This is a genomic window from Sphingobium sp. DN12 (assembly GCF_051058005.1).
Classification (GTDB): Bacteria; Pseudomonadota; Alphaproteobacteria; order Sphingomonadales; family Sphingomonadaceae; genus Sphingobium; species Sphingobium yanoikuyae.
Window position 1 is genome coordinate 357,063 of sequence record NZ_CP173717.1, and the last position, 23,728, is coordinate 380,790.

Annotated in this window: 26 protein-coding genes; 14 read left to right on the plus strand and 12 right to left on the minus strand. The window is 65.3% G+C overall.

Translation table 11 applies throughout. The annotated features are described in order from the left end of the window. The first annotated feature begins 22 nt into the window (after positions 1-22). Positions 23-661 carry a L,D-transpeptidase family protein gene (locus ACI6S0_RS01725; protein WP_434404723.1) on the plus strand — a complete coding sequence of 213 codons (639 nt, stop codon included), beginning with the start codon at positions 23-25 and terminating at the stop codon, positions 659-661. Positions 662-665: 4 nt separating this feature from the next. Here ACI6S0_RS01725 and ACI6S0_RS01730 read toward each other — a convergent pair whose 3' ends face one another. Next, entirely contained in the window at positions 666-2,087 is a 1,422-nt protein-coding gene (locus ACI6S0_RS01730) for an APC family permease (protein WP_161732948.1), read from the minus strand. A 209-nt stretch (positions 2,088-2,296) separates the two neighbouring features. On the opposite strand from ACI6S0_RS01730, the gene ACI6S0_RS01735 reads away from it, so the two are divergent. After that, a complete protein-coding gene (locus ACI6S0_RS01735; protein WP_434404725.1) occupies positions 2,297-2,827 on the plus strand; it encodes a hypothetical protein in 531 nt (176 codons plus the stop codon). Here the strand turns inward: ACI6S0_RS01735 and ACI6S0_RS01740 are convergent. From ACI6S0_RS01740 to ACI6S0_RS01755, 4 genes are all read right to left on the minus strand, one after another. Next, positions 2,824-3,738 carry a TIGR03619 family F420-dependent LLM class oxidoreductase gene (locus ACI6S0_RS01740; protein WP_434404726.1) on the minus strand — a complete coding sequence of 305 codons (915 nt, stop codon included), beginning with the start codon at positions 3,736-3,738 and terminating at the stop codon, positions 2,824-2,826. The two genes, ACI6S0_RS01735 and ACI6S0_RS01740, sit on opposite strands and share 4 nt — an antisense overlap. Further along, complete coding sequence (locus tag ACI6S0_RS01745; protein WP_434404727.1) at positions 3,735-4,601, minus strand: SDR family NAD(P)-dependent oxidoreductase; 867 nt, start codon at positions 4,599-4,601, stop codon at positions 3,735-3,737. The genes ACI6S0_RS01740 and ACI6S0_RS01745 overlap by 4 nt, the downstream gene beginning before the upstream one ends. A 94-nt stretch (positions 4,602-4,695) precedes the next feature. After that, positions 4,696-5,487: a 3-hydroxybutyrate dehydrogenase gene (locus ACI6S0_RS01750; RefSeq protein WP_434404728.1), complete on the minus strand. Its 792-nt coding sequence runs from the start codon at positions 5,485-5,487 to the stop codon at positions 4,696-4,698. After that, a complete protein-coding gene (locus ACI6S0_RS01755) occupies positions 5,484-6,662 on the minus strand; it encodes a patatin-like phospholipase family protein (protein ID WP_004210996.1) in 1,179 nt (392 codons plus the stop codon). The genes ACI6S0_RS01750 and ACI6S0_RS01755 overlap by 4 nt, the downstream gene beginning before the upstream one ends. A 152-nt stretch (positions 6,663-6,814) precedes the next feature. On the opposite strand from ACI6S0_RS01755, the gene ypfJ reads away from it, so the two are divergent. After that, a complete protein-coding gene (gene ypfJ / locus ACI6S0_RS01760; RefSeq protein WP_017502757.1) occupies positions 6,815-7,708 on the plus strand; it encodes a KPN_02809 family neutral zinc metallopeptidase in 894 nt (297 codons plus the stop codon). Between the two features lie 6 nt (positions 7,709-7,714). Here the strand turns inward: ypfJ and ACI6S0_RS01765 are convergent, their stop codons facing one another. Both ACI6S0_RS01765 and ACI6S0_RS01770 read right to left on the minus strand, forming a co-directional pair. Continuing rightward, entirely contained in the window at positions 7,715-8,026 is a 312-nt protein-coding gene (locus ACI6S0_RS01765) for a hypothetical protein (RefSeq protein WP_434404729.1), read from the minus strand. A gap of 84 nt (positions 8,027-8,110) precedes the next feature. Continuing rightward, positions 8,111-8,302: a hypothetical protein gene (locus ACI6S0_RS01770; RefSeq protein ID WP_161733012.1), complete on the minus strand. Its 192-nt coding sequence runs from the start codon at positions 8,300-8,302 to the stop codon at positions 8,111-8,113. Positions 8,303-8,388: 86 nt separating this feature from the next. Here ACI6S0_RS01770 and ACI6S0_RS01775 point away from each other — a divergent pair, with 86 nt between their 5' ends. From ACI6S0_RS01775 to ACI6S0_RS01810, 8 genes are all read left to right on the plus strand, one after another. Beyond that, complete coding sequence (locus ACI6S0_RS01775) at positions 8,389-11,082, plus strand: bifunctional [glutamine synthetase] adenylyltransferase/[glutamine synthetase]-adenylyl-L-tyrosine phosphorylase (RefSeq protein WP_434404730.1); 2,694 nt, start codon at positions 8,389-8,391, stop codon at positions 11,080-11,082. Beyond that, complete coding sequence (gene bcp, locus ACI6S0_RS01780; RefSeq protein WP_434404731.1) at positions 11,075-11,536, plus strand: thioredoxin-dependent thiol peroxidase; 462 nt, start codon at positions 11,075-11,077, stop codon at positions 11,534-11,536. Before ACI6S0_RS01775 ends, bcp begins: the two co-directional genes overlap by 8 nt. After that, the gene (locus tag ACI6S0_RS01785; RefSeq protein ID WP_434404732.1) at positions 11,533-12,342 is read left to right on the plus strand and encodes a ferritin-like domain-containing protein; all 810 of its coding nucleotides are present in this window, start codon (positions 11,533-11,535) and stop codon (positions 12,340-12,342) included. The genes bcp and ACI6S0_RS01785 overlap by 4 nt, the downstream gene beginning before the upstream one ends. A gap of 109 nt (positions 12,343-12,451) precedes the next feature. Then, on the plus strand, positions 12,452-13,180 hold the full coding sequence (locus ACI6S0_RS01790) for a M23 family metallopeptidase (RefSeq protein ID WP_004211009.1): 729 nt from the start codon (positions 12,452-12,454) through the stop codon (positions 13,178-13,180). An 82-nt stretch (positions 13,181-13,262) separates the two neighbouring features. After that, positions 13,263-13,589: an iron-sulfur cluster insertion protein ErpA gene (erpA, locus tag ACI6S0_RS01795; protein ID WP_004211010.1), complete on the plus strand. Its 327-nt coding sequence runs from the start codon at positions 13,263-13,265 to the stop codon at positions 13,587-13,589. A 71-nt stretch (positions 13,590-13,660) separates the two neighbouring features. Further along, entirely contained in the window at positions 13,661-14,437 is a 777-nt protein-coding gene (gene xth, locus ACI6S0_RS01800; protein WP_004211011.1) for an exodeoxyribonuclease III, read from the plus strand. A gap of 67 nt (positions 14,438-14,504) precedes the next feature. Then, positions 14,505-15,032 carry a DUF2239 family protein gene (locus tag ACI6S0_RS01805; RefSeq protein WP_434404733.1) on the plus strand — a complete coding sequence of 176 codons (528 nt, stop codon included), beginning with the start codon at positions 14,505-14,507 and terminating at the stop codon, positions 15,030-15,032. 30 nt (positions 15,033-15,062) lie between these two features. Then, the gene (locus ACI6S0_RS01810) at positions 15,063-15,374 is read left to right on the plus strand and encodes a YdeI/OmpD-associated family protein (protein WP_004211013.1); all 312 of its coding nucleotides are present in this window, start codon (positions 15,063-15,065) and stop codon (positions 15,372-15,374) included. A gap of 224 nt (positions 15,375-15,598) precedes the next feature. Here ACI6S0_RS01810 and ACI6S0_RS01815 read toward each other — a convergent pair whose 3' ends face one another. The 4 genes from ACI6S0_RS01815 to ACI6S0_RS01830 all read right to left on the minus strand — a co-directional run bounded on the left by ACI6S0_RS01815 (position 15,599) and on the right by ACI6S0_RS01830 (position 17,861). Next, complete coding sequence (locus tag ACI6S0_RS01815) at positions 15,599-15,967, minus strand: hypothetical protein (RefSeq protein ID WP_097382407.1); 369 nt, start codon at positions 15,965-15,967, stop codon at positions 15,599-15,601. Between the two features lie 107 nt (positions 15,968-16,074). Then, a complete protein-coding gene (locus ACI6S0_RS01820) occupies positions 16,075-16,260 on the minus strand; it encodes a hypothetical protein (protein WP_434404734.1) in 186 nt (61 codons plus the stop codon). A gap of 439 nt (positions 16,261-16,699) precedes the next feature. After that, complete coding sequence (locus tag ACI6S0_RS01825) at positions 16,700-17,584, minus strand: bestrophin family protein (protein ID WP_048939596.1); 885 nt, start codon at positions 17,582-17,584, stop codon at positions 16,700-16,702. 22 nt (positions 17,585-17,606) lie between these two features. Next, on the minus strand, positions 17,607-17,861 hold the full coding sequence (locus tag ACI6S0_RS01830) for a hypothetical protein (RefSeq protein ID WP_004211015.1): 255 nt from the start codon (positions 17,859-17,861) through the stop codon (positions 17,607-17,609). A 231-nt stretch (positions 17,862-18,092) separates the two neighbouring features. Between ACI6S0_RS01830 and ACI6S0_RS01835 the strand changes: the two genes are divergently transcribed. The 3 genes from ACI6S0_RS01835 to ACI6S0_RS01845 all read left to right on the plus strand — a co-directional run bounded on the left by ACI6S0_RS01835 (position 18,093) and on the right by ACI6S0_RS01845 (position 22,371). Beyond that, entirely contained in the window at positions 18,093-19,001 is a 909-nt protein-coding gene (locus tag ACI6S0_RS01835; RefSeq protein WP_434404735.1) for a LysR family transcriptional regulator, read from the plus strand. Positions 19,002-19,348: 347 nt separating this feature from the next. Next, complete coding sequence (locus ACI6S0_RS01840) at positions 19,349-21,559, plus strand: TonB-dependent receptor (protein WP_434404736.1); 2,211 nt, start codon at positions 19,349-19,351, stop codon at positions 21,557-21,559. Continuing rightward, positions 21,556-22,371, plus strand: a complete 816-nt coding sequence (locus ACI6S0_RS01845) for a sialate O-acetylesterase (protein WP_434404737.1) — start codon at positions 21,556-21,558, stop codon at positions 22,369-22,371. The genes ACI6S0_RS01840 and ACI6S0_RS01845 overlap by 4 nt, the downstream gene beginning before the upstream one ends. A 15-nt stretch (positions 22,372-22,386) precedes the next feature. Here ACI6S0_RS01845 and ACI6S0_RS01850 read toward each other — a convergent pair whose 3' ends face one another. Next, complete coding sequence (locus ACI6S0_RS01850) at positions 22,387-23,544, minus strand: N-acetyltransferase (protein WP_434404738.1); 1,158 nt, start codon at positions 23,542-23,544, stop codon at positions 22,387-22,389. Positions 23,545-23,728 lie beyond the last annotated feature (184 nt).

The following is a 23,728-nucleotide window of genomic DNA, read 5'->3' on the forward strand; positions in this document are numbered from 1 at the left end:
GCGCATGCTTAAGAAGGGATTCATGTCCTTCGCCCGTTCCGGTCTTTCCAGCCTGTTCCTGCTTGTCGGCGCGCTGTCGCTGCCGGTGCAGGCGGCTGCGCCGGTCAAGCGCGCGCGGCCGGCTGCCAAGGCCGGCGTACTGGCGCCGGGTGGCTATCGCTGGCTGGAGGAGGGGCCGCTCGACGGGCCGATCCATCTGGTCATCAGCATCGATCGACAGATGGCCCATGTCTATAGCGGCGACCGGCTGGTCGGCATGGCGAGCGTGTCGACCGGCATGGCCGGGCATAGCACGCCGACCGGCGACTATCCGATTCTGCAGAAGAACCAGTGGCACCGGTCCAATCTCTACAGCAATGCGCCCATGCCCTTCATGCAGCGGCTGACCTGGGATGGCATCGCGCTGCATGCCGGGCATAATCCGGGCTATCCGGCCAGCCATGGCTGCATCCGCCTGCCCTATGCCTTTGCTCAGAAGCTGTTCGGCATGACCAGCCTGGGTGGGCTGGTGACGGTGACCAGGGATCGGCTGCATCCCTCGCTGACGATCGAGCAGATGGCGGCGGCGGATTCCATAGCCAAGGTCGCTGCGCCGGCGCCGGCAAAGCCGGTGCTGGATATCGACCCGATCATCTTCGTACCGCGCGTATCGCGCCGCTGACCGATCAGCGCTGGGCCAGTGCCGAGCGCCGCATCGAATAGCCGAAATAGAGCAGGGCGGCCGCACCGACCCAGACCGCGAACAGCGCATAGGTGTCCGCCGGCAGGCCGAAAATCAGATAGGCGCAGAAGAGCGTGCTGGCGATCGGCAGGACCGGATAGAAGGGCACCTTGTAGCCGCGCGGCAGGTCCGGCCGGGTGCGACGCAGGATGATGACGCCGATCGACACGGTGGCAAAGGCGATCAGCGTGCCCATGCTGGTAAGGTTGACCAGCACGTCCAATGGCACGAAGGCGGCGAGCAGGGCGACGCCGATCGCGACGATCCATGTATTCTGGCGCGGCACATGGCGCACCGGATCGACCCGGCAGAAGAAGGCGGGCAGCAGCCCGTCGCGGCCCATGGCATAGAGGATGCGGGTCTGGCCGTAGATCACCACCAGGGTGACGCTGAAGATCGAGGCGATGGCGCCCAGTGACAGGATCACCGCCGGCCAGCCTGCGCCGGTGAGGTTGTGGAGGATGACGGCCAGGCCGGCTTCCTGCCCGGCAAATTCTGTCCAAGGCTGGGCGCCGATCGCCGCGACTGCAACCAATATATAGGCGGCGGTGACGATCAGCAGCGACAGGATGATCGCGAGCGGCAGGTCGCGGCGCGGATTGCGCACTTCCTCGCCCGCGGTCGAGACCGCGTCGATGCCGATATAGGAAAAGAAGATGGAGGAGGCGGCGGCGCCGATGCCGACCATGCCCTTGGGCGCGAAGGGATGGAAATTGGCGGGCTGGAAATGGGCGAGCGCGACAGCGACGAACAGCGCCAGCACGGCGAGCTTGGCGATCACCAATATGGCGTTGGCGGTGGTCGATTCCCGCGTGCCGCGCAGCAGCAGGATGAGGCACAGGCCCACCAGCAGCACGGCGGGCAGGTTGACGATGCCGCCCGCGCCCGGCGGCCGGGCGATGATGTCGGGCAGGCGCCAGCCGGTGCTGATCGAGAGAAGTTCGTTGAGATACTGCCCCCATCCCACGGCGATGGCGGAGGCGGAGACGCCATATTCCAGCAGCAGGCAACTGCCGATCAGGAAGGCGGCGAGTTCGCCCATGGTCGCATAGGCATAGGAATAGGAGGAGCCCGACGCCGGTACGGCCGAGGCCATTTCGGCATAGCAGAGCGCGGTCAGCGCGGCGGTGATGCCGGCGATGACGAAGGACAGGGTTACGGCCGGCCCCGCTTCGGGCACGGCGGTGGTCAGGGCGACGAAGATGCCGGTGCCGATGGTCGCGCCCACGCCCAGCATGGTCAGCTGGAACAGACCGATATTGCGGGCGAGCGGTTTGCTGTCGGGATCGTCGCCGATGAAGTCGAGCACCGGCTTGCAGCGCAGCAGCGCGATCAGGAGCGGATGGCGGGGCGATCGGTTCGTCATGCTCCGCCGCTGTCATGCCGGGCGCGGGAAGGCAAATGAATATCGTGTGAGAATGGCGCGGCTGGACCGGTGAGGGCGCGCGATTGTCGGCGGGCCGCCGCTCGGCTAGGCATATAGTTGTTGGCCGCCGACCTGTTCGGCTTGGGATGGATGATCGAGCCTTGATGGATCAGAAGCGATTGCCTGGCGCGCGGAAATGGGCGCGGTCCATGCTGATGGTGGCGGCGGCGATGCTGCTGCCGGTGATGGCATCGGCGGCGGATGTGCCGAGCGGTGGCACCATATCGGTATCCATGCGGGAGGATGCGAGCGGGCAGGCGGGCGCGGCCGACGCCTTTGTCGATGCAGCCACCCTGGCCCTGTCGGACAAGGGCTTCACTTTGCTGGACGACGGCCATGCTGCGCTGGTCATGGAACTGGTCATCCGCGCGTCCGAGGTCGGGACCGGGACCGGCAAGGTCGAGAAGAGCAATTCCGACCTGATGCCTGGCGGCGTATCCGGCGCGGTGGGATCGAGCCTCTCGCTGGCGGTGCCGTCCGGCAAGACGCGCCATGTCGCGCTGGAACGCACCGAACTGGAGATGCGCCTGCACCGGCGCGGCGACGCGGCCGTGATCTGGAGCGGCAGTGCGGTGACGGTGCGCCCGGCCGACAAGCGGGCTAGCGCCGCCACGGCACTGTGCAACGCGCTGCTGCGTGCCTATCCCGAGCAGCCCGAAACGGTGATCGGCGTCCCCTAGATCTTCGCGATCACCTCTTCGCCGATGCGGGCGGCATTGTCGCACCATTGGGAACGGGTACGGCCCTTTACCGTGACGCCGCAGGCGGTGACGCCCAGTCGCGCATAGATGCCGATGCGGTCGACGATCTGCTGGTTGGAGAGATCCTCGCCAGGCTTGTTGACGCCGCCCAGGATCACGTCAGGTAATGCGGTGCGGCCGACCTGCGCGGCATAGTCGCGCATATAGGCGATGCCGGCCTGAAGATCGGCCTCATTCTCCATCGCGGCGGTGCGGGTGGTGGCGCTGTTGACGCCGCCACCGGCGGTGAAGAAGGGGTTCCAGCCATCGGCGAGATCGACCACGCGGCGGATCGCACGCTTGGCATTGCCGCCGACATAGAGGGGTAGGCCGGGCTTTTGCGGCGATCCGGGGATGATGCGGTTGCCGAACGCCTGATAGCCCGTGCCCTCGAAGGCGAATTCTTCGCCGCTGGTGGCGGCGCGGATGGCGCGCAGATATTCGTCCATCAGCTCGTTGCGCTGGTCGAAATCGACGCCGAGCGCGCGATATTCGCCCTTGAGATAGCCCGCGCCCACGCTGAGCGTCACCCGGCCGTCGGCGAAGGCGTCGAGCGTGGTGATGTCGCGCGCGACGATGAAGGGGTTGCGATAGGGCAGGACGAGGATGCCGGTCTGGAGCCGCAGCGTCGTGGTGTGGGCGGCGAGCAGGGCCAGCATGACGAAGGGCGACTGGGCGTGATGGCCGCCGACGTCGAGCCAGCGGCCGGTCGGCACCGGATGGTCGGTGACGAGGCCGGCGTGGAAGCCGGCCCGTTCGATCGTGCGGCCGATTTCGGCGACCGCGGCCATCGTGCCGAACTCGTCGGGCAGATCGGCATGGTCGAAGGGCAGGGGGACGTTGATCTTCATGCGTCGGACACTCCATGCGGTTCGACCAGCACCCATTGGCGGGCGGCGTTGCGGACCCAGCCGGACGAGGCCCAGCTGCCGCCGTCGACCGGCAATATGGTGCCGGTGATGTAGCTGCTCATCGGCGAGGCGAGGAACAGGGCGGCCTGGCCGCATTCGCGGTCGATGCCGGGCCGGCGCAGCGGGATGCGGCGGGCGGTGGCATCGGCCATGGCGGGCGGCACGGGGAACCATGTCGCTTCATCGACCGGACCGGGGGGATTGCCGCGCGTGCCCGGCGTCGTGGTGAAATCGGGCGCGATCGCGTTCACGCGGATGCCCTGGTCGGCCAGTTCGAGCGCCATGCTACGGGTGAAATTGTTCATCCCCGCCTTGCACGCGGCATAGACGGCATAGCCCGGCGCGGCGCGCGATCCTTCGATGCTGGAGACGTTGATGATGGCGCCGCCGCGCCCGCCCGTGATGATGTGCGGCACGGCGGCCGAGGTGGCGGCGAGCATCGAGACGAGGTTGAGGTCGATATGGCGGCGCCAGCTATTCTGGCTCTGGTCGAGAAAGACCTTCCGGCTGACGCCGCCGACATTGTTGACGAGGATGTCGATGCGGCCGAAGCGGGCCTGGGCTGCGTCGACCATCGCCGCGACCTGATCGGGCTGGGCCATGTCGGTCGGGATGGTAAGGCAGGCGCGGCCATGCTCCGCGACCCGAGCCGCGACTTCGGTTCCGCGTTCGGGGATGATGTCGGCAATGACGATGTCGGCGCCGGCCTCCGCCAGGGCGAGCGCGATGGCGCGGCCGATGCCTGCGCCGCCGCCGGTGACGATGGCGACCTGATCGGTGATGCGGCACTGGTCTGGCGCCATGGCGCGATCCTCTTCCCCTTTTGGCCGTCAGTTCGCGGCCAAGGGGGAAGGGGAGTCAATTGCGTGCCCGGTCATATCGACCGGGCGATGGTGCTTATTGGGCGGTCCAGCCGCCGTCGATCGAGAGATTCGCGCCGGTGATCTGGGCGGCGGCGTCGCTGCAGAGATAGAGGGCGGTGGCGGCGACCTGTTCGGCGGTGACGAACTGCTTGGTCGGCTGGCCGGCGAGCAGCACGTCGTTCATCACCTGCTCGCGGGTCATGTTCCGCGCCTTCATCGTGTCGGGAATCTGGTTTTCGACCAGCGGAGTCCAGACATAGCCGGGCGAGATGCAGTTGGCGGTGATGCCGAAGGTGGCGACTTCCAGTGCGACCGTCTTGGTGAAGCCGTTGAGGCCATGCTTGGCGGTCACATAGGCGCTCTTGAAGGGGGAGGCGACCAGCGAGTGGGCCGAGGCGGTCTGGATGATCCGGCCCCACTTCTTGTCCTTCATGTACGGAATGGCGAGGCGCGTGGTGTGGAAGGCGGCGTTGAGGTTGAGCGCGATGATGAGGTCCCATTTGTCGAGCGGGAATTCCTCGACCGGGGCGACATGCTGCATGCCGGCATTGTTGATGAGGATGTCGACGCCGCCGAAGGCATCGGCCGCTTCCTGCATCATCGCCTCGATCTGATCGACCTTGGTCAGGTCATGGCCGCTGTAGAGCGCCTTGGCGCCCGAGAGGGCTTCAAGGCCGAGCCGTTCCTTCTCGATACCGTCCGCGTCGCCAAAGCCGTTGATCACGACATTGGCGCCTTCGCCGGCCAGCGCCTTGGCATAGGCAAGCCCGATGCCCGAGGTGGAACCGGTGATCAGGGCGGTCTTGCCAGCGAGGGACTTGCTCATGCCATTTTCTCCTTGAGATGATCCGGCGCGTCGAGATCGAAGGTCGCGCTCTTTCCGTCGAGAATGTTGCGGGCGATGAGGTCGCCCTTGTGCATCACTTCCTCCACCGCCTCGCGGCCCTGGCTCCAATGATCGAGCATGGTCGCGCGGGAAAATTCGAAATCCTTCGCGCCGCTTTCCCAGGCGCGGGTGCGGTAGATGAGGTGGACGATGTTGACCGATCCGCCATCGAGCATGTCGCGCAGCTTCTGCGCCTCCGGCCCGTCCTGCAGCTCGGGCGGCAGCTTGTCGAGCAGCGCCTTGATCGCGCCATGCTCGCGGCGCAGGCGCAGATACTGGTCGGTCACCTGGCGGGTGCGGCTGCTATACTGGATGTCCTTCATGCGCGAATAGACATCGGTCATCTGCCGCGGCATCGGTCCTTCGGCCGGGAAGAGATCGACCTGGAATACCAGCATGTCGTCGGTCTGGTGGTTGAGGACATGGGCGAGCGGGGTGTTGGAGACGATGCCGCCATCCCAATACCAGCGCCCATCGATCTCGACCGGGGGCAGGCCCGGCGGCAGCGCGCCCGAGGCCATGATATGGCGCGCGTCGATGCGGGTGTTGCCGCCCGGTCCGCGCGTGTCCCAATAAGCGAAATTGCCGGTCTCGACATCGACCGCGCCGACCGACAGCCGGACCGGGCCGTCATTGAGCAGATCCCAGTCGACGCAGGCGTCGAGCGTGTCCTTCAAGGGCGCGCTGTCATAGAAGCTGATCGCGCCGGCCGATCCTTCGGGCATCAGCGGCGCGGGCCACAGGCGCGGGCGGAACATGCCGGGCACGCCCAGGGTCGCGACCGTGCCGGCGGCCATCAGATGGGCGGCCTCGCGGATATGGTCGATTTCCGGCAGGATCATGTTGGGCATGCCGCCCGAGACGGTCAGCCAGAATTTCTTGAGCTGGCTCAGGCGCCGGTGCGGTGGATTGCCAGCGATGATCGCGGCATTGACCGCGCCGATCGAAATGCCCGCGACCCAGCTGACATCGACCCCGAGCTCATCGAGCCGCTGATAGACGCCGGCCTGGAAGGAGCCGAGCGCGCCGCCCCCCTGCAACAGCAATGCGACTTCGCGGGGGAGGGGGAGGGGCGTGGTGGCGCGGCGGCGCGGTCGGGATTCGGTGTCGGCCATGTCGCACTGCAATATAGGTTTTGGTCCGGCCATTCCAACTTAATGTCTCGTAACAAAGTCCTTCCCGTCGATGGAACGTGCATCGGCAGCGGATGGTTTGCAGCCAGCCGGTTATGCAGTAGGCACAGGAACAGGATGCGAGGGAGGCCAGGGTGCGGCTCGACGACGAACAGGAAAGCAGCAATTTCGAGGTGCAGGACGGACGCGGCGGCGGTTTTGGCGGCGGCGGCGGGATGGGCGGTCTGGGATTGCTGTTGCCGCTGATCGGCAGTCGCTTCGGCTGTGGCGGCATCGTCGTGGTGCTGATCATCCTGGCGGTGATGGGCGTCAATCCGCTGAGCCTGCTGGGCGGCGGTGGCGGCGTGCAGCAGCAGGCGCCGCAGAGCGCGCCGGCGGGCAGCCAGGATGCGAGCAAGCTGACCGAGATCCAGCATTGGTCATTGAAGGTGCTGGGATCGACCGAGCGGGTCTGGGGCCAGATCTTCAAGGAAGCCGGCCAGACCTATCAGCCGACCATCCTGTCCTTCTATGCGCAGAGCGGCACGTCGGGCTGCGGCGCGGCGCAAAGCGCGATGGGGCCATTTTATTGCCCGAACGACCAGAAGGTCTATCTCGACACCGACTTCTTCACCGAATTGCGCGACCGCTTCGGCGCGCCGGGCGATTTTGCCCAGGCCTATGTGATCGCGCATGAGGTAGGCCATCATGTCCAGGATCTGGAAGGCACGCTGGGTCAGGTGAACCAGCAGCAGCGCCGCGTCAGCGAGGCGCAGGGCAATGCGTTGCAGGTGAAGGTGGAATTGCAGGCCGACTGCTATGCTGGCGTCTGGGCCAAGCGCACCGGGCTGATGGAAGCGGGCGATCTGGAAGAGGGTATGAAGGCGGCGCAGTCGATCGGCGACGATACGCTGCAGAAGTCGGCCGGGCGCCGCCCGGTGCCGGAAAGCTTCACCCATGGTACCAGCGAGCAGCGCATGAGCTGGCTGCGCAAGGGGCTGGATAGCGGCGATCCGGCCCAGTGCGACACGTTCAAAGGGGCGCTGTAGCTGCGATCAATGTTCGGCGTTGGGGGAGCCCGGCGGGGGCGAGCCCGCCGACCCCGGACTGACGGACGCGGCCGCGTCCAGCGGCGGCATGATGCTGGGCTGGCCGGCATCGGCCATCGGCTCCCCCGAGGACGGGACGGCAAAGTCCTGCGGCGCACTGGGGGCGACCGGTGGAGGCGGCGGCGCGACCGGCGTGGCGACCGGCTGTTCTTCGCTAGGCTGAGGAAGCGGCTGGTGATGCGGCGCGAAATTCTGCAGCGCCAGGACGATCATCGGTGCGACCACCAGCGTGCCGCCGGCAAAGACCTTGTACATCATCGATTGACCCGCATTCCCGCCTGAAAATGGAAAGAGATTCGGGCCTTAGCGGCAAGACATGAAAAAATGTCTGCGCTTTATTGGTTAATGCTGATCAAGCTTTGCCAGCAGGGCCAGCATGTCGTCCGGCAGAGTGTCGCGCTGCGCGGAGAAGCTGCACCGCAGCGCCTTGCCCACGCCCTCATAGGGCAGGGGCAGGGCGACGTTGACGACGCGGGCGCCGCCGCTGTCCTGTCCCGGTGCCGATCGGCCAAGAGGTTTGCGCTGCATTTCCATGAGAGACAGAACGGCCATGTAAGCCAAAAGTTTCTGGATTTCGTCGCATTCGGACGCGATATCGCCGTCAACAAGGAGACGGAAGCGTGACGGACTGGATCGACCTGGAAGCGCGGATACGCGCGCATTCGCCTTTTCTGGCGCGGCAGATGGACCGCTATCCGGCCGTCGTCGCGCTGCTGGCGGCGGGCGATTTCGACGCGGCGATGGCGGCGGCGCAGGCGCAGGGCGTGCCAGAGGATGGGGTGGCCAAATCGCTGCGGCGGCGGCGCGGCGCGATTGCGCTGGTGACGGCGGCAGCAGACCTGGCCGGCGCCTGGGACATGGATCGGGTGACGCGCACCCTGTCCGACTTTGCCGACCAGGCGCTGGCGGAGGCGCTGGCCGCGACCTTTGCCGAACGTTACCCCGATGCCGTGCCGCAGGGCTTCGTCGTGCTGGCGCTGGGCAAGCATGGCAGCCGCGAGCTCAATTATTCGTCCGATATCGACCCGATCCTGCTCTATGACCCCACCACCCTGCCGCATGGCGAGCGGGAGGATGTGGCGGACGCGGCGGTGCGGATCGGCCGGCGGGTCAGCGAGATACTGAACGCGCGGGACGGCGACGGCTATGTCTTTCGCGTCGACCTGCGGCTGCGGCCGTCGCCCGAAGCGACGCCGATCGCACTGCCGGTGGAGGCGGCGATCGGCTATTATGAATCGACCGCGATGGGCTGGGAACAGGCCGCCTTCATCCGCGCCCGGCCGGCGGCGGGCGACATGGCGCTGGGCGACTATTTCCTGCGCCAGATCCGGCCGTTCGTGTGGCGACGCAGCCTGGATTTCGGTGCGATCGACGCGATCACTGACATCAGCCGGCGCATCCGCGATCATTATGCGCAGGGGCAGGCGTTCGGGCCGGGCTATGACCTGAAGCGCGGGCGGGGCGGCATTCGCGAGGTGGAGTTTTTCGCCCAGGTCCATCAGCTGATCCATGGCGGGCGCGATCCATCGCTGCGGTCGGGCCATACGCGCACGGCGCTGCGGGCGCTGGCGGCGGCGGGCGTGATCGAGGCGGAGGTGGCCGCGCGGCTGGACGAAGCCTATGTCCTGTTCCGCACGATCGAGCATCGCTTGCAGATGGTCGAGGATCGCCAGACCCATGAACTGCCCAAGAACCCGGACTCGCTGGACAATGTCGCGCGCTTGCATGGCCTGGCGGACGCGGCGGCGCTGCTCGACCTGCTGCGGCCCCATGTCGAATGGGTCGGGGCCAATTATGACCGGCTGACCGCCGCGCCCGACGATGGCAGCCTGTCGCATGACGAGGAAAAGCTGAAGGCGCAGCTCAAGGAAATGGGCTTTGCCGATGCCGACTGGGCGGCCGCGCGGGTCGCCCATTGGCGCGACGGCACGATCCGCTCGTTGCGCAGCGGCGCATCGCGCGAGGCGCTGGAGCGCCTGTTGCCGGTGCTGATGCCGGCGCTCGCCACCGCGCCCGATCCGGGGCGGGCGCTCAACCGGCTGGACGACATGATCGGCCGGCTGCCGAGCGCGATCAACTTCTTCAAGCTGCTGGGCGCGCGGCCGGGGCTGGTCGAACTGCTGGCGGAGATATTGAGCCATGCGCCCGCGCTGGCCGATGTGCTGAGCCGTCGGGTCGAACTGCTCGAAGGGCTGATCGATGCGTCGGCCTTTGACCCCGTGCCGCCGGTCGATGTCCTGGCGCAGCAATTTTCCGCGCTGGAGGCGGGCGAGGATTATCAGGCGCTGCTCGACCGGGTGCGGCAGCGGGTGAATGATCGCCGCTTCGCGCTGGGCGTGCAGATCGTGCGGGGCGGCGATCCGCTGGAGGCCGGGCGCGGCTATGGCCGGGTTGCGGAAGCGGCGATCGAGGCGCTGGCGGGCGCCACCGTGGCCGAGTTCGAGAGCGCGCATGGCAAGGTGCCGGGCGGCGAGATGGTGATCCTGGCGCTGGGGCGGATGGGCGGCGGGGTGCTGACCCATGCGTCGGACCTGGACCTGGTTTACCTTTTTACCGGCGATTTTCTGGCGGAATCGGACGGGGCACGGCCGCTGGGTGCGACCCAATATTTCAACCGCCTCGGCCAGCGCATCACCAATGCGCTGTCGGTGTCGACGGCGGCGGGGCCGCTTTATGAGGTGGATACGCGGTTGCGGCCGTCGGGCGCGCAGGGGCTGCTAGCGGTCAGCCTCGACAGTTTCGCCAAATATCAGCGTGAGGAAGCCTGGACCTGGGAGCATCTGGCGCTGACGCGGGCGCGGCCGGTATTTGGATCGGCGCAGGCGCGTAGCGCGCTGGAGGCGATCCTGACCGAGACGCTGCAACGGCCGCGCGATTTCGACGAACTGGCGCGGCAGGCGGTGAAGATGCGCGGCGATATTGCCCGGCACAAGCCGCCGGCAAGCGAGCTGGACGTCAAGCTGGTGCCCGGCGGGCTAGTCGACATCGAGTTCCTGATCCACATCAGCCAGTTCCATTATCGCCTGGGGTTCGACCCGGATCTGGGCCAGGCGCTGGCCGAGCTGGTGGCGGCCGGCCATCTGCCCGCCGAGCTGATCCCGGCGCAGGAACTGATCACCCGCTTCCTGATCGTGTCGCGGCTGGTGTCGCCCAAGTCGACCGAGCCGCCGGAGGCGACCCGGCCGCTGGTGGCGCGGGCCTGTGGCGCGGGTGATTGGGAAGCGCTGCTTGAAAGCTATGCCAAGGCCCGGCAAAGCGTCGGCGACGCATGGCGCGCGTTGGCCGCGCCCTATCAGGAGGATCAAGATGCTTGAACAGGGAGCGATGCTGCCCGACGTGGCGCTGACGGATGCGGATGGCGCGGATTTCAGCCTGGCGCGCTATCGCGGCAAGCCGGTGGTGGTCTATTTCTATCCCAAGGCGGACACGCCCGGCTGCACCAGCGAGGCGAAGGATTTCACTGAACTGGCGAGCGAATTTGCGGCGTTGGACGTGGCGGTGGTTGGCGTGTCGAAGGACAAGCCGGCCAAGCTGCAGAAATTCGGCGACAAATATGGGCTGACGGTGACGCTGGCGTCGGACGAGCCGGGCACGGCGTGCGAGGCGTTCGGCACCTGGGTCGAAAAGTCGCTTTATGGCCGCCAATATATGGGGATCGCGCGGGCGACCTTCCTGGCGGACGGCGACGGCAAGATCGTGCGGGTGTGGCCCAAGGTGAAGGTCAAGGGCCATGCCGCCGAGGTGCTGGAGGCGGCGAAGGCGCTTTGACCCTGCCACCTGCGATTGATTCCGTGGGCGCGGGTTGCGCCCATGTGCTGACCATTGCCGACCCGACCGCTAAGCTGATGGCGGCGCGGGCGGTGGCGCGTAGCTGGCGACTGGGCCGGCTGGCGCATCGGTTCGACGTGGCGATGCCCGATCGGCCGGCCCGGCCTGATGCGCCCGAACTGCTGCCGCCGGGGCAAATGCCCAAGCGCAGCAAGATGGGCACGGATCGCGGGCGGATCGCGATGCTGCACGCACTGGCGCATATCGAGTTTGTCGCGATCGACCTGGCGTTCGACCTGATCGGGCGGTTCGGCGGTGAATTTCCGGCGGGCTTCACCGACGAATGGATGCGGGTCGGTGCGGACGAGGCGATGCATTTCGCGCTGCTTGACCGGCGGCTGCGGCAGCTGGGCAGCCATTATGGCGCGCTGCCCGCGCATGACGGATTGTGGCAGGCGGCGAGCGAGACGGCGGGCGATGCGCTGGCGCGGCTGGCCGTGGTGCCGATGGTGCTGGAAGCCCGCGCGCTCGATATCACGCCGTCCACGATCGCGCGGTTCGAGGGGGTGGGCGACCATATATCCGCAAAGATGTTGCAGCGGATTATGACGGATGAGATTTGCCATGTGTCGGCGGGGACGACATGGTTCAACCAGGCGACGAACCGATTGGGGCTAGACCCCGTCAAACATTACCAAATCCTTGTGAAACGCCATTTTCGGGGAAGCGTTAAGCCACCGTTCAACGACTCGGCGCGTCGGCAGGCCGGTTTGACGCGGGATTTCTACGACGCGCTTGCAAGCTGAGCGGCGATTTGCAGTCTGCATCCAGCGGGGGCGATCTAGGTCGCCATTTTATTGAACATGGGGAACCCACGAGAGGCAAAAGCCTTCGCGGGCATAAGTCGGGGTCGGCATGTTGATTCTTCGTACTGTGAATGCGCTGGGTGCGCGTTGGTTCCAATCGGCCAGCAAGACGGCCAAGATTTTCGGGATGGTCGGCATGGTAGGCGTGATGTGCGCCGCAGCCCCGGCCAACGCCAAGGATGAAGATGATCCATATGGCGACGCCTCGGAAATCAACACCAGCGCGCTCGGCCCGGCCGATGTCGGCTTCTCCAACATCTTCTCCAGCCTGCAGCGCATGGACGGCAACGCCAAGACCGCAGCCTATATCCCTTCGGGCCGCCCGGTCGAGAAGCTGTCGCTGACCTCGAACTTCGGCGTGCGTTCCGACCCGTTCAACCGCAGCGCCCGCATGCACAAGGGCATCGATATTCCGGGGCCCATCGGCACCCCGATCCACGCGACCGCCGACGGCATCATCAGCCGCGCCGGCTGGGCCAGCGGTTATGGCAACCTGGTCCAGATCTCGCATGGCAACGGCATGGAAACCCGCTACGGCCATATGTCGAAGCTGCTGGTTGCGCCGAACAGCTATGTCCATCGCGGACAGGTGATCGGCCTGATGGGTTCGACCGGCCGTTCGACCGGCAGCCACCTCCATTATGAAGTCCGCGTCGATGGCGCGGCGATCAACCCGATCCCGTTCGTCGCCGGTCCCGATTATCTGATCGCGATGAACACCAAGCCGCCGGTCGCCATGGGCGGCCCGACCAAGGCGGACGAAAAGGCCGTCGACTGATCGACCGCTTTTGATCCCGACTTTTCCAAAGCCCCGGTGCCCATGGGTTGCCGGGGCTTTTGCTTGATCCTATCTAGGCGCCATGGCCGATATTGACCTCACCCCCTCCGCTGCCGCGCGCGTCGCGGCGATCGCCGCCAAGCAGGGCAAGCCCGCCATATTGCGGCTGGCCGTGGAAGGCGGCGGATGTTCGGGCTTCCAATATCGCTTTGGTCTGGCCGAGCAGGTGGAGGCCGAGGATCTGGCGGTGGAGCGCGATGGCGTGACCTTGGTGGTGGACGATGTCAGCCTGGACCTGGTGCGCGGTTCCGCGGTCGATTTCGTGTCGGACCTGGGCGGCGCGGCGTTCAAGGTGACCAATCCCAACGCGACCGCCGGTTGCGGCTGCGGCACCAGCTTCTCGGTCTGATCGGCGCATTGGCTTGTAGACGCAGCCCACTTCTCTAAAGGGAAGTGGACAGCGAAAGAGACAGGTCCATTATGCGTATCGCCACCTTCAACATCAACGGCATCAAGGCGCGGCTGCCGCGCCTGCTGGAATGGCTGGACGAGACCCGGCCCGACATCGCCTGCCTGCAGGAAATCAAGACGTCCGACGAGACCTTCCCGGTCAAGGATATCGAGGATGCCGGCTATGGCGTGATCTGGCACGGGCAGAAGGGCTTCAACGGCGTGGCCATCCTGGCGCGCGGCGACCAGCCGGTGGAGGTGCGCCGGGGCCTGGAGGGCGAGCCCGAGGACGAGCAGAGCCGTTATCTGGAAGCCGATGTGAAGGGGGTGCGGGTCGCCAGCATCTACCTGCCCAACGGTAATCCCCAGCCGGGGCCGAAATTCGATTACAAGCTGCGCTGGATGAAGCGGCTGCGGGAACGGGCGGCGGAAATCTGGGCGGAGGAAGTGCCCGCCATCCTGGCCGGCGACTATAATGTCATCCCGCGCGACGTGGATATCTATTCGCCCAAGGCGATGGCCGACGATGCGCTGATGCAGCCCGAAAGCCGGGAGGCCTATCGCCGGCTGCTGGGCGACGGCTGGACCGATTCGATCCTGACCCGCCATCCGGCCGGGGGCGTGTGGACCTATTGGGACTATCAGGCCGGGGCCTGGCCGCGCGACGCGGGCTTCCGCATCGACCATCTGCTGCTGAGCCCGGCGGCGGCCGACCGGCTGGTTGATGCCCAGGTCGACAAGGCGTTTCGTGGCCGGGAAAAGGCGAGCGACCATGCGCCGACCTGGGTCGAACTGCGCGATATCTGAATTTAATCCGGATATTATTGACTCTATTATATCCGGGTAATAAATCCCGTGTCGAAGGAGATTCGGCATGGACCGCACATTGACGGCCTTTTCGGGCGACTATTGGATCGCGACCGGCGACGAGGATGAAGTGCGCGCGGCGCTGCGCGCCATGGGGGATGACGCGCAGAATATCCTGCTGTTCGACGATCGCACCGGACGGCAGGTGGATATCGACCTGCAGGTCGATGCGGCGCCGCGTGCCGGGCCACGGGGGCGTGGGCGACCCAAGATGGGGGTGCAGGCGCGCGAGATCACCCTGCTGCCGCGCCATTGGGACTGGCTGGCGGCGCAGCCGCGCGGCGCCTCCGCCACGTTGCGCCAGCTGGTGGAGGACGCAGTGAAGGCGAGCGCGGACAAGCCGTCGCCCCGCGCGGCGATGGACGCTACCTATCATTTCCTGACCGCGATGGCGGGCGACCGGGCCGGCTATGAAGCGGCGATCCGCGCGCTTTATGCCAGGGACAAGGCGGCGTTCGAGGCGGCGGCGGAAGGCTGGCCCGGCGCGATCCGGGCGCATGGGCTGGCGCTGGCGGAGCCGGCCTTTTCCGCCTAGCCTGCGCATCGCAATGATTGGAGAGGCTGGGTGACGGACGATTTCCTTCAGGGCACGGTGCATGAGGCGGCCGATGACATGCAGGCGGCGATCCGGGCCGATGCCGGCATCTTCGCGCTGTGGCAGGGGCTGACGCCGCTTGGCCGCAACGAGTTCATCTGCTGGGTCGAGGATGCCAAGCAGGCCGCGACCCGCGCGCGGCGCATTGCGCGCACTGTCGAGGAATTGCAGGAGGGCAAGAAGCGGCCCTGCTGCTGGGCCGGCTGCATCCACCGCACCGACAAGGCGCCGAGCCGCTGGCAGCAGGCGGTGCTGATCGAGGGGAAGGGGAAGCGGGGCTAGGTCGGCGTGGACAGATTCGACGCTCGCCGAAGGGCTGGGATGGGTGGTAGGCGACTGTCCATAATCCTCCCCAAGCTTGCTTGGGGAGGGGGACCGCCGAAGGCGGTGGAGGGGCAAGTAGATGAGGTCGCGTCATTGCCCCTCCGTTAGCGCTTCGCGCTGCCACCTCCCCAAGACAAGCTTGGGGAGGAACTAGGAACGGCAACTTCTGGTCGATTTCAGACCTATTTCCCGGCCGGAATATATACAGAATCGGAGGGCGAGACATGGCTCAAATCCCAGCTGAAAATGAGCGCTGCCGATCTTGCCAAGGCACGAATAGCTTCCCAAGTGGGATCGCTAAGAACTGCTTCATCTGTCCAGAAATAAGCATACTTCTCGCCACTCATCGAAACCAACAGTTGGTCTAAAGCCTCAATGGCTGCGCGTTGCTCGGCGGTGATTTCGTGCTCGTATCCCATCAGCACATCAAGACCACTCTCAAAATCGAGAGCGAGTTCGTCTGCCTTGCATACAAAATCGGGAAATAAGGAGAGTTGTATCGCCGCAGGCTGCGCAAGAGCAATCACGGCCCTTTGAAGTTGATTGCGCATCTATGCTCTCCGTCCGGTAGCGGGAAATCTACGCTATCTCATAAACCGCCGCAAATGGTCGTTGTCGGTGGTTGACTTGGACGGATGATGAGCGGCGAGCTGCCGCCCTAGCAATCTTCGTCACGAAAAAGAGCATCGACGTCTTCGGGGCGCATTCGCTTTAGTTTTTCGTCCAGTTTGTGATCAAACCGGCGATCGTTCGGTTCCACGCCTTTTTGCGCCTTCCGCCCGATCTGCCGGAGGTAGTGGGCAGTCGCTTCGGTCAGTCGCTGCTTCTTCTCGCGTGCTTTCATGGAACTGAAAATATCACAACGGGTAATGTCCGCAATTGGCAAGCGGCATCAGACAGGCGAGAGGCAAAATTGATCGTGTCGCGCCGGACAGCTTTTCCGGCCATAAGCGGACAGGCCGCTGCGGGGAGCGCTTTGTGCGATCGGCTCTGTGGACAGCGATCGAGGGTGGGAAGCGGTCATCCCACCTACGTCATGCTGAACTTGTTTCAGCATCTATCAAGCCTAACAAGCCATTGGTCTATTGGGAGGAATGGACCCTGAAACAAGTTCAGGGTGACGATGATGGGATGGGCCGCTGCCTGGTCGAAGCCTGCCAATCTCTACGGGCGTCATCCTGACGAAAATCAGGATCCATTCTGCACTAGGCCAGATAGGGAGCGCTGAATGGATCCCGCATCGCATGCGGGATGACGGCAGGATTGGTGGGCGGCGCTTGGCTTTACCAGAGCACGCCGTCGACCGGCTGGACCGGCGGAGGCCCTTCGCGGCCGAGCGTGTCGCACATGTCCGCCTCGATCGTGGTGGTGATGCTGTCGAGCGGCAGGTCGTGGACGTCGTTGCCGAACGGATCGACCAGATCGTCGCCGATCTGCAGCACGGCAAGATACATGAAGCCCGCGACCGCCGATCCGACCGGGGTGGCGATGCCCAATGTCTCGACCAGGCCGATCGGCAGCAGGATGCAGAAGAGCCGGGTGAAGAATTTGGGGAAGCTGCGATATTGGGCGGGCAGCGGCGTGTTCTTGATCCGCTCCATGCCGCCCTGCGCGTTCGACATGTCGACCAGCAGCCGTTCGATCTGGGTCTGCTGGATGCTGTCGATCCAGCCATCTGCGCGCGCCTGTTCGACCCGGCGACCCGATCCGTCGAGCAGGCCGTTGGCGGGGTTACGGCGGCCCAGTTCCGGAATCTCCGGGCCGGCGAGCAGGCGGCGCACATCGGGCGCCGGATCGATCCGGCGGAGCTGGCAGCGCAGCGCTTGGACATAGGCGATATGGCGTTCGACCAGGGTCTGGCGCAGGTCCGCCGTTTCGGCCCGGTCGGGGATGAAGTTCATCACCGCGCGCGCCCAGCTGCGCGAGACATTGACCATCGCCCCCCACAGGATGCGGCCCTCCCACCAGCGCTGATAGGCGGAGTTGACGCGGAAGCCGAGGACCAGGGCGAGGGCGGTGCCGAAGATGGTGAGCGGCAGGGCCGGCGCCTTGAAGGGCGAGATGAAGTAGAAGATGGTGACCGCCAGATCCCAGAAGAACAGCGCGATCAGCGCGCGCCATGCGGTCTGGAAACTCTGGCGGATACGTGGAGCACGTCCGACGATCATAGGGGGAGCGGTTCTCTACAGGTCAGGCGATGTCCGTGCCGTCGGCTTCATCCAGTTTCAGCCAGGCATGGCGCAGCGCCATGCCGCCGATGATGCCGACCGCCTTCAGGATCGTCGCATAGATGGTGGGGGTGCTGTCGCTGATCGCCAGCCAGGCGCAGGCGAAGCAGAGCGCCATGGCGGCATAGATGGGCAGCGCCTCGATATCGTTCCAGGCAAGACGCTGATTGGTCTTGGGCGTGGGCGCGGCGCGCGTTGCGGCGAGCGTGCGGATCATGGCGGTCCTTTCCGAAATGGAGCCGACGGGCGGCCTTTGTTCGAAAAATGATGCGACGCACAAGCGACGGTCAACGTGGTCCACGCCATGCAAGCCAGCCTTGCGGTAGCGGTAACGCCAGCAAAATTCCGTCGCATTTCCGTGCCGTTTGGGAGACGTGGCAATGTTTTCACACGGAACTGCAACCTTGCGCCTATTGCAATGCAGCGTAACGCGCATAGCTTTTTGCGCATGGCCGATCGCTATGCTGAAATCCTGTCCTTCGTGAAAATTGCCGAATCGGGCAGCCTGTCCGAAGCGGCCAAACGGCTGGACCTGTCGCTTGCCGCGACCAGTCGCCGCCTGTCGCAACTGGAGTCGCGCCTGGGGGTGATGCTGGTGCGCCGCAACAGCCGGCACATGACGCTGACCCAGGAAGGCCAGATCTTCTACGAGAAGGCGGGGCAGGCGCTGTCCGACATCGACCAGGCGGAAAATGTGGTGATGCGCAACGCCACCGAGCCGGTCGGGGCGCTGCGCGTGGTGACGACGCTGCATTCGGGCCGCAGCCGGCTGGCGCCACTGTTCCAGCATTATGCGACGCTGCACCCGGAAGTGGCGGTGCATCTGGAGGCGGCGGGACAGGCGGCCAATATCGTCGAGACCGGCCATGACATCGCCATCTGTTTCGATCCGCCGCCCGACAGCGGCCTGATCATGAAGCGGCTGGCCGACAATCCGCGCATGCTTTGCGCCTCGCCCGAATATCTGAGCCGACGCGGCGTGCCGCGCACGATCGAGGATCTGGCCAGCCATGACCGGATCGTCATTGGCGGCGGGCAGGATATGTGGCGCGCGATCGACATGGACATGGGGCGGGACAACAGCCGGGCGAGCCGGGTGCTGAGCACCAATGATGGCGAAATGGCGCGGCTATGGGCGCTCAATGGCGCCGGTATCGTCATCAAGTCGCTATGGGCGGTGTCGGACGATCTGGAAGAGGGGCGGTTGCAGACGGTGCTTCCCGCCGTCGCGCTGCCGGAATCGCCGATCGTCGCCCTCTATCTGCCGGCGCAGGGGGACAGCGCCAAGGTGCGCAGCTGCCTCGACTTCCTGGCGCGCCATCTGAAGCCGGCCGAGGCGACCCCGGCCGCCGCCTGACCCGATTTTGAAAATGCGTGATCGGCGCGATCGACTGTCTGCGGACCGTCGATCGCGCCGATGCTGATTCACGGCGGCCCGCTTCCGCAGGAGCGCACCCATCCGCCATGGCCATCGACCTGTCAGGCCAATTTGTCTGACAAGTGCCGTGTTCACCAATATTGGTTTGACCAATATATTGCGTTGGCCTGATCTGTCAGTTACAGCCTTTTCGAAATCTGGAGTCGAGTCCCGCAATGTGGGCTTTGTGGTGGATGCAGTCGGGCAAACCGGCGCATCGGCCGATGGCTCCCGGTGGCAGCTTTGGAACACAGGATCGGGAGAGGTTGATGAAGGGGCAGTCGAAAATGGCAGTCGTGATGGCGAGCCTGCTGGTTGGCGTCGCATCGGGGGCGCTGGCGGGCATGGCCCATGCGCAGGCGCAGGATATGTCGGCCGGCGACATCATCGTGACGGCGCAGAAGCGCGAACAGAATGTGCAGGATGTGCCCTTGTCGGTGCAGGTGCTGGGCGAGGCCCAGTTGCAGGCCAATGCGGTGCAGGATTTCAACGATCTGAGTCGCGTGTCGCCGTCGCTGAGCATTCGGCCGGCGGAAAATCCGGCGAGCGCCAATGTCGCGATCCGCGGCGTCGGCACCCTGGCCTTCAGCCCCGGCGTCGAGCCGAGCGTCGCGGTCATTCTGGACGATGTGGCGCTGGCCTTCCAGTCGCGCGCCTTCACCGATCTTTCCGATATCGAGCGGATCGAGGTGCTGCGCGGGCCGCAGACGACGCTTTATGGCAAGTCGGCCTCGGCGGGCCTCATCAATATCGTGTCCAAGGCGCCGACCAAGACGCTGACCGCGTCGGTGCGCGGCATGATCACCACCGATGACGAGCAGCAGATCGGCGCGGTTCTTTCCGGGCCGCTGACCGACACGCTGGGTTTCCGCACCAGCGTCAATTATGATGATTTCAAGGGCAATTCGCGCAACCTGGCCGATGGCAAGACGCTGAACGGGCGCCGCTATTTTTCCACCCGCAACAAGCTGCGCTGGAACCCGACGGCCGAGTTGCAGGCCGATCTGGCGATCGATTATGCCGATGGGCGGACGACAGCGACGCGGCCCTTCATCGAACTGGGCGACAATGCGATCCTGCGCGGCAATCCCGCCTTCACCCAGGATGTGTTCGCGCCGGGCATCACGGTCGACAAGGAAAATACGGACGTGTCGATCGATTTTCCGACCGGCAACACCTATAATGATTTCGCCCAGTCGCTGCGGCTGAGCTATGATACGGGTGGCCCGACGATCATGTCGATCACCGCGCATGACCGCTACAAGTCGCATGACTGGTTCGACAGCGACGATTCCGCGATCAGCAGCTTCCAGAATTTCCAATATGGCCATTTCGACAGCGAACAGTTCAGTCAGGAACTGCGGCTGATTTCGCCCGGCAAGGACCGGTTCCGCTATACGCTGGGCGCCTATTACAGCAATGTCGACATTGGCCGCGACTTCTATCGCGGGCCGCTCTTTTCCAACGCCAATTGGGATGCGACCAACGGCAGCGACCTGATCGCGGGCTTTGGTCAGCTGGAATATGATCCACTGCCGGGCACGACGCTGATCGCCGGTGGCCGCTACAGCCGGGAAAAGATCGATTATGTGTTCACCGATCTGGCGGCCAGCCGGGTCTATGCGGGACGCAGCAGCGACAGTTTCGGCACCTACAAGCTGGGCATCAAGCAGGATGTCGCGCGCGACATGAACCTCTATCTCACCTATGCGACCGGGCATAAGGGGCAGGCCTATGACATCTCGTCGGGCTTCAACCAGGCGCGCGCCGACGCCGGCCCGGTGAACCCGGAAAAGTCCGACAGCCTGGAACTGGGCTTCCGATCGCAATTGCTGGATCGCAAGGTGACGCTGAACGTCACCGTCTTCAATTCCAACTTCCGCGATTTCCAGACCCAGGCAGTGGAAAACCTTGCCGACGGGACACAGAATTTTCGCCTGACCAATGTCGGCAAGGTGCGCATCCGGGGGCTGGAAATGGAAACCAGCATCCGTCCGGTGGCCGGCCTGACCATCAACGGGTCGCTGACCTATCTGGACGCCAAGTTCAAGGAATTTGCCGGCGCGGCCTGCTATGTGAACCAGACCGCGGCGCAGGGATGCGTCGGCACGCCGCCGCGCCAGGATCTGAGCGGCAAGGCGATGCTGATCTCGCCCAAGTGGAAGCTGGCGGGCAATATCGATTATGCCCAGCCGTTGGGGCAGGGGCCGCTGGAACTGGTCGCGCAGGGCGCCGTCACCTGGCAGAGCAAGGTCGTGCCGCTGGACCAGAATCCGCGCACAATCCAGCCGGAATATGCGATGGTGAACATCGCGCTCGGCCTGCGCAGCGCCGACAAGTCCTGGCAGGTGATGGGCTTCATCAACAATCTGTTCGACCAGCATTATCGCTACCTGATCAACGATGTGTCGAACCGTTATGGGACGACGGCGATCCAGGGCTATGTGCCGCGTGATTTCCATCGTTATGGCGGCATCCGCCTGAGCTACAGCTATTGAGCTGGCGGGTTGCCGGACTGGGCCTGACCGCGCTGATCGGCGCGGCTGGCTCGGCCGGCGGCGCGGCGCCCCGCCCCGACATCTATGTGCTGGCCGGCCAGTCCAACATGTCGGGGCGGGGCGCGATGGCGGACCTGACCGAGGCGGAAAGGGCGCCGGTGCCGGGCGTGACGATGCTGGGCAATGACGGCATCGTGCGACCGGCGATGGAGCCGATCGACAGTGCGCAGGGGCAGCAGGACATGGTGTCGGCGGACCGGCTGGCGGCGGTCGGGCCGGGGCTGTTCTTTGCCCGCGCGCTGATCGCGCGGCAGCGGCGGCCCATCCTCCTGATCCCCTGCGCCAAGGGCGGCAGCGCGATCGCGCGCTGGCGGCCCGGCGGGGATCGGACGACGCTCTATGGATCGTGTCTGGCGCGGGTACGATCGGTCCGCGGACGGCTGGCCGGCATCCTCTGGTATCAGGGCGAGAGCGACGCGGAAAATGAGACGGCGGCAACGGGCTATGGCGCTGCGCTGGCCGATCTGGTCGGGCATTTTCGGCGGGATCTGGGACGCGCAGAGCTGCCGTTCATCGTCGCGCAGATCGCCGATCGGCCGGCGGCGCCGGAGCATGTCGCGCGTTATCCGGGATGGGCGATGGTGCAGGCGGCGCAGCGCGACATCGCCCTGCGCTGCGCCTATATGGTGCCGACCGGCGGCCTTGAGCGGCAGGCGGACGAACTGCATCTGGTGACCGATGCCCAGCGCCGGCTGGGCATGGTGATGGCGCGGGTGATGATGGCCTTGCAGGCGGATGGATGCGGGCGCTGAGGCGCGCCCGCCGCCTTACAGCGTCTTTTCGTAGACCTGATAGATTTTGTTGACCCTGGATTCGATGGCGTCGGCGATCGCGTTCATGCCCTGATTATCGTCCAGCACCCAGCCGATCTCGCCCCGCGTCGCGCTGTAATGGGCCAGGGCGTTGCGGCGGATATATTCGATCATCATGAAGGCGAGCTGGCTGGCCATGCGGGTCGATTGCAGCCGCTGGACCACGCCCATCAGCGGCACGCGCATGGTGCGGACCTGCGGCTTGCGCAGCCAGCGCAGCAGCTTGATCCAGCCGAACGGGAAGAGCGAACCGTTGAGCGGCTTCAGTGCCTCGTTGAGGTCGGGCAGGGTCATCATGAAGGCGACCGGTTCGCCTTCCAGCTCCGCGATCATGATCAGATCCTCGAACACCAGCGGCTTGAGCTTCTTGCCGGTGAAGGCGACTTCGGCGTCGGTGATCGGCACGAAGCCCCAATTCTTGCCCCAGGCGTCGTTGAGGATGCCCAGGATGATCGCCGCTTCCTGATCGAATTTCGACTTGTCGACCTTGCGGATGGTGATGCGCGCGCTCTTTTCGCCCGAGGCGACGATGCGCTCGATCAGCGGCGGGAAATTCTTGGTGATGTCAAGCTCATAGGTCTTGAGCTGCTTGACCGGCTGATAGCCGGCACCTTCGACCATCGGCTGATAGGCGGCGCTGTTATGGCCCATCATCACCGTCGGCGGATGGTCATGGCCCTGGATCAGCAGGCCGGGTTCTTCCCAGATGGACAGCGAGATCGGGCCGAGCACGCGGGTCATGCCCTTGGCCTTGAGCCAGCCTTCGGCTGCGGCGATCAGGGCGGCGCCGATTTCGGCATCTTCCGCCTCGAACAGGCCGAAATTGCCGGTGCCCGGCCCCATGCCCTGTTCGACCGGCTGGGCCAGCGCCAGCTTGTCGAAATGCGCGGAAATGCGGCCGACCACCTTGTTTCCGCGCCGGGCGAGGAAATACTGGGCCTCGGCATGGTCGAAGAAGGGATTCTTGCCCGGCGTCAGCAGGCCGTAGATTTCGGACTTGAGCGGCGGCACCCAATTGGGATCATTGGCGTAGAGCCGCCAGGGCAGGTCGACAAAAGCCTTGAGATCGGCCTTGGAGGAAACGGGGGTGATGAGGAGATCGGTTGATGCCACGGCGCAGGCCCTTGAAGAAATGTGTCGAGCAGTTCGGCGCTTGTTTGCGGAATGTCAATCTCGGGCCGGGGCAGGGGCGCTAAGAGTCGGTCCGGAAATGCGCCTCTGGCGCATCTGTACCGGCCCACACCCCCACCCGGCCACCCAGACATGGTAGCCTGATGGGAGGCCGGGTGGGGGTGTG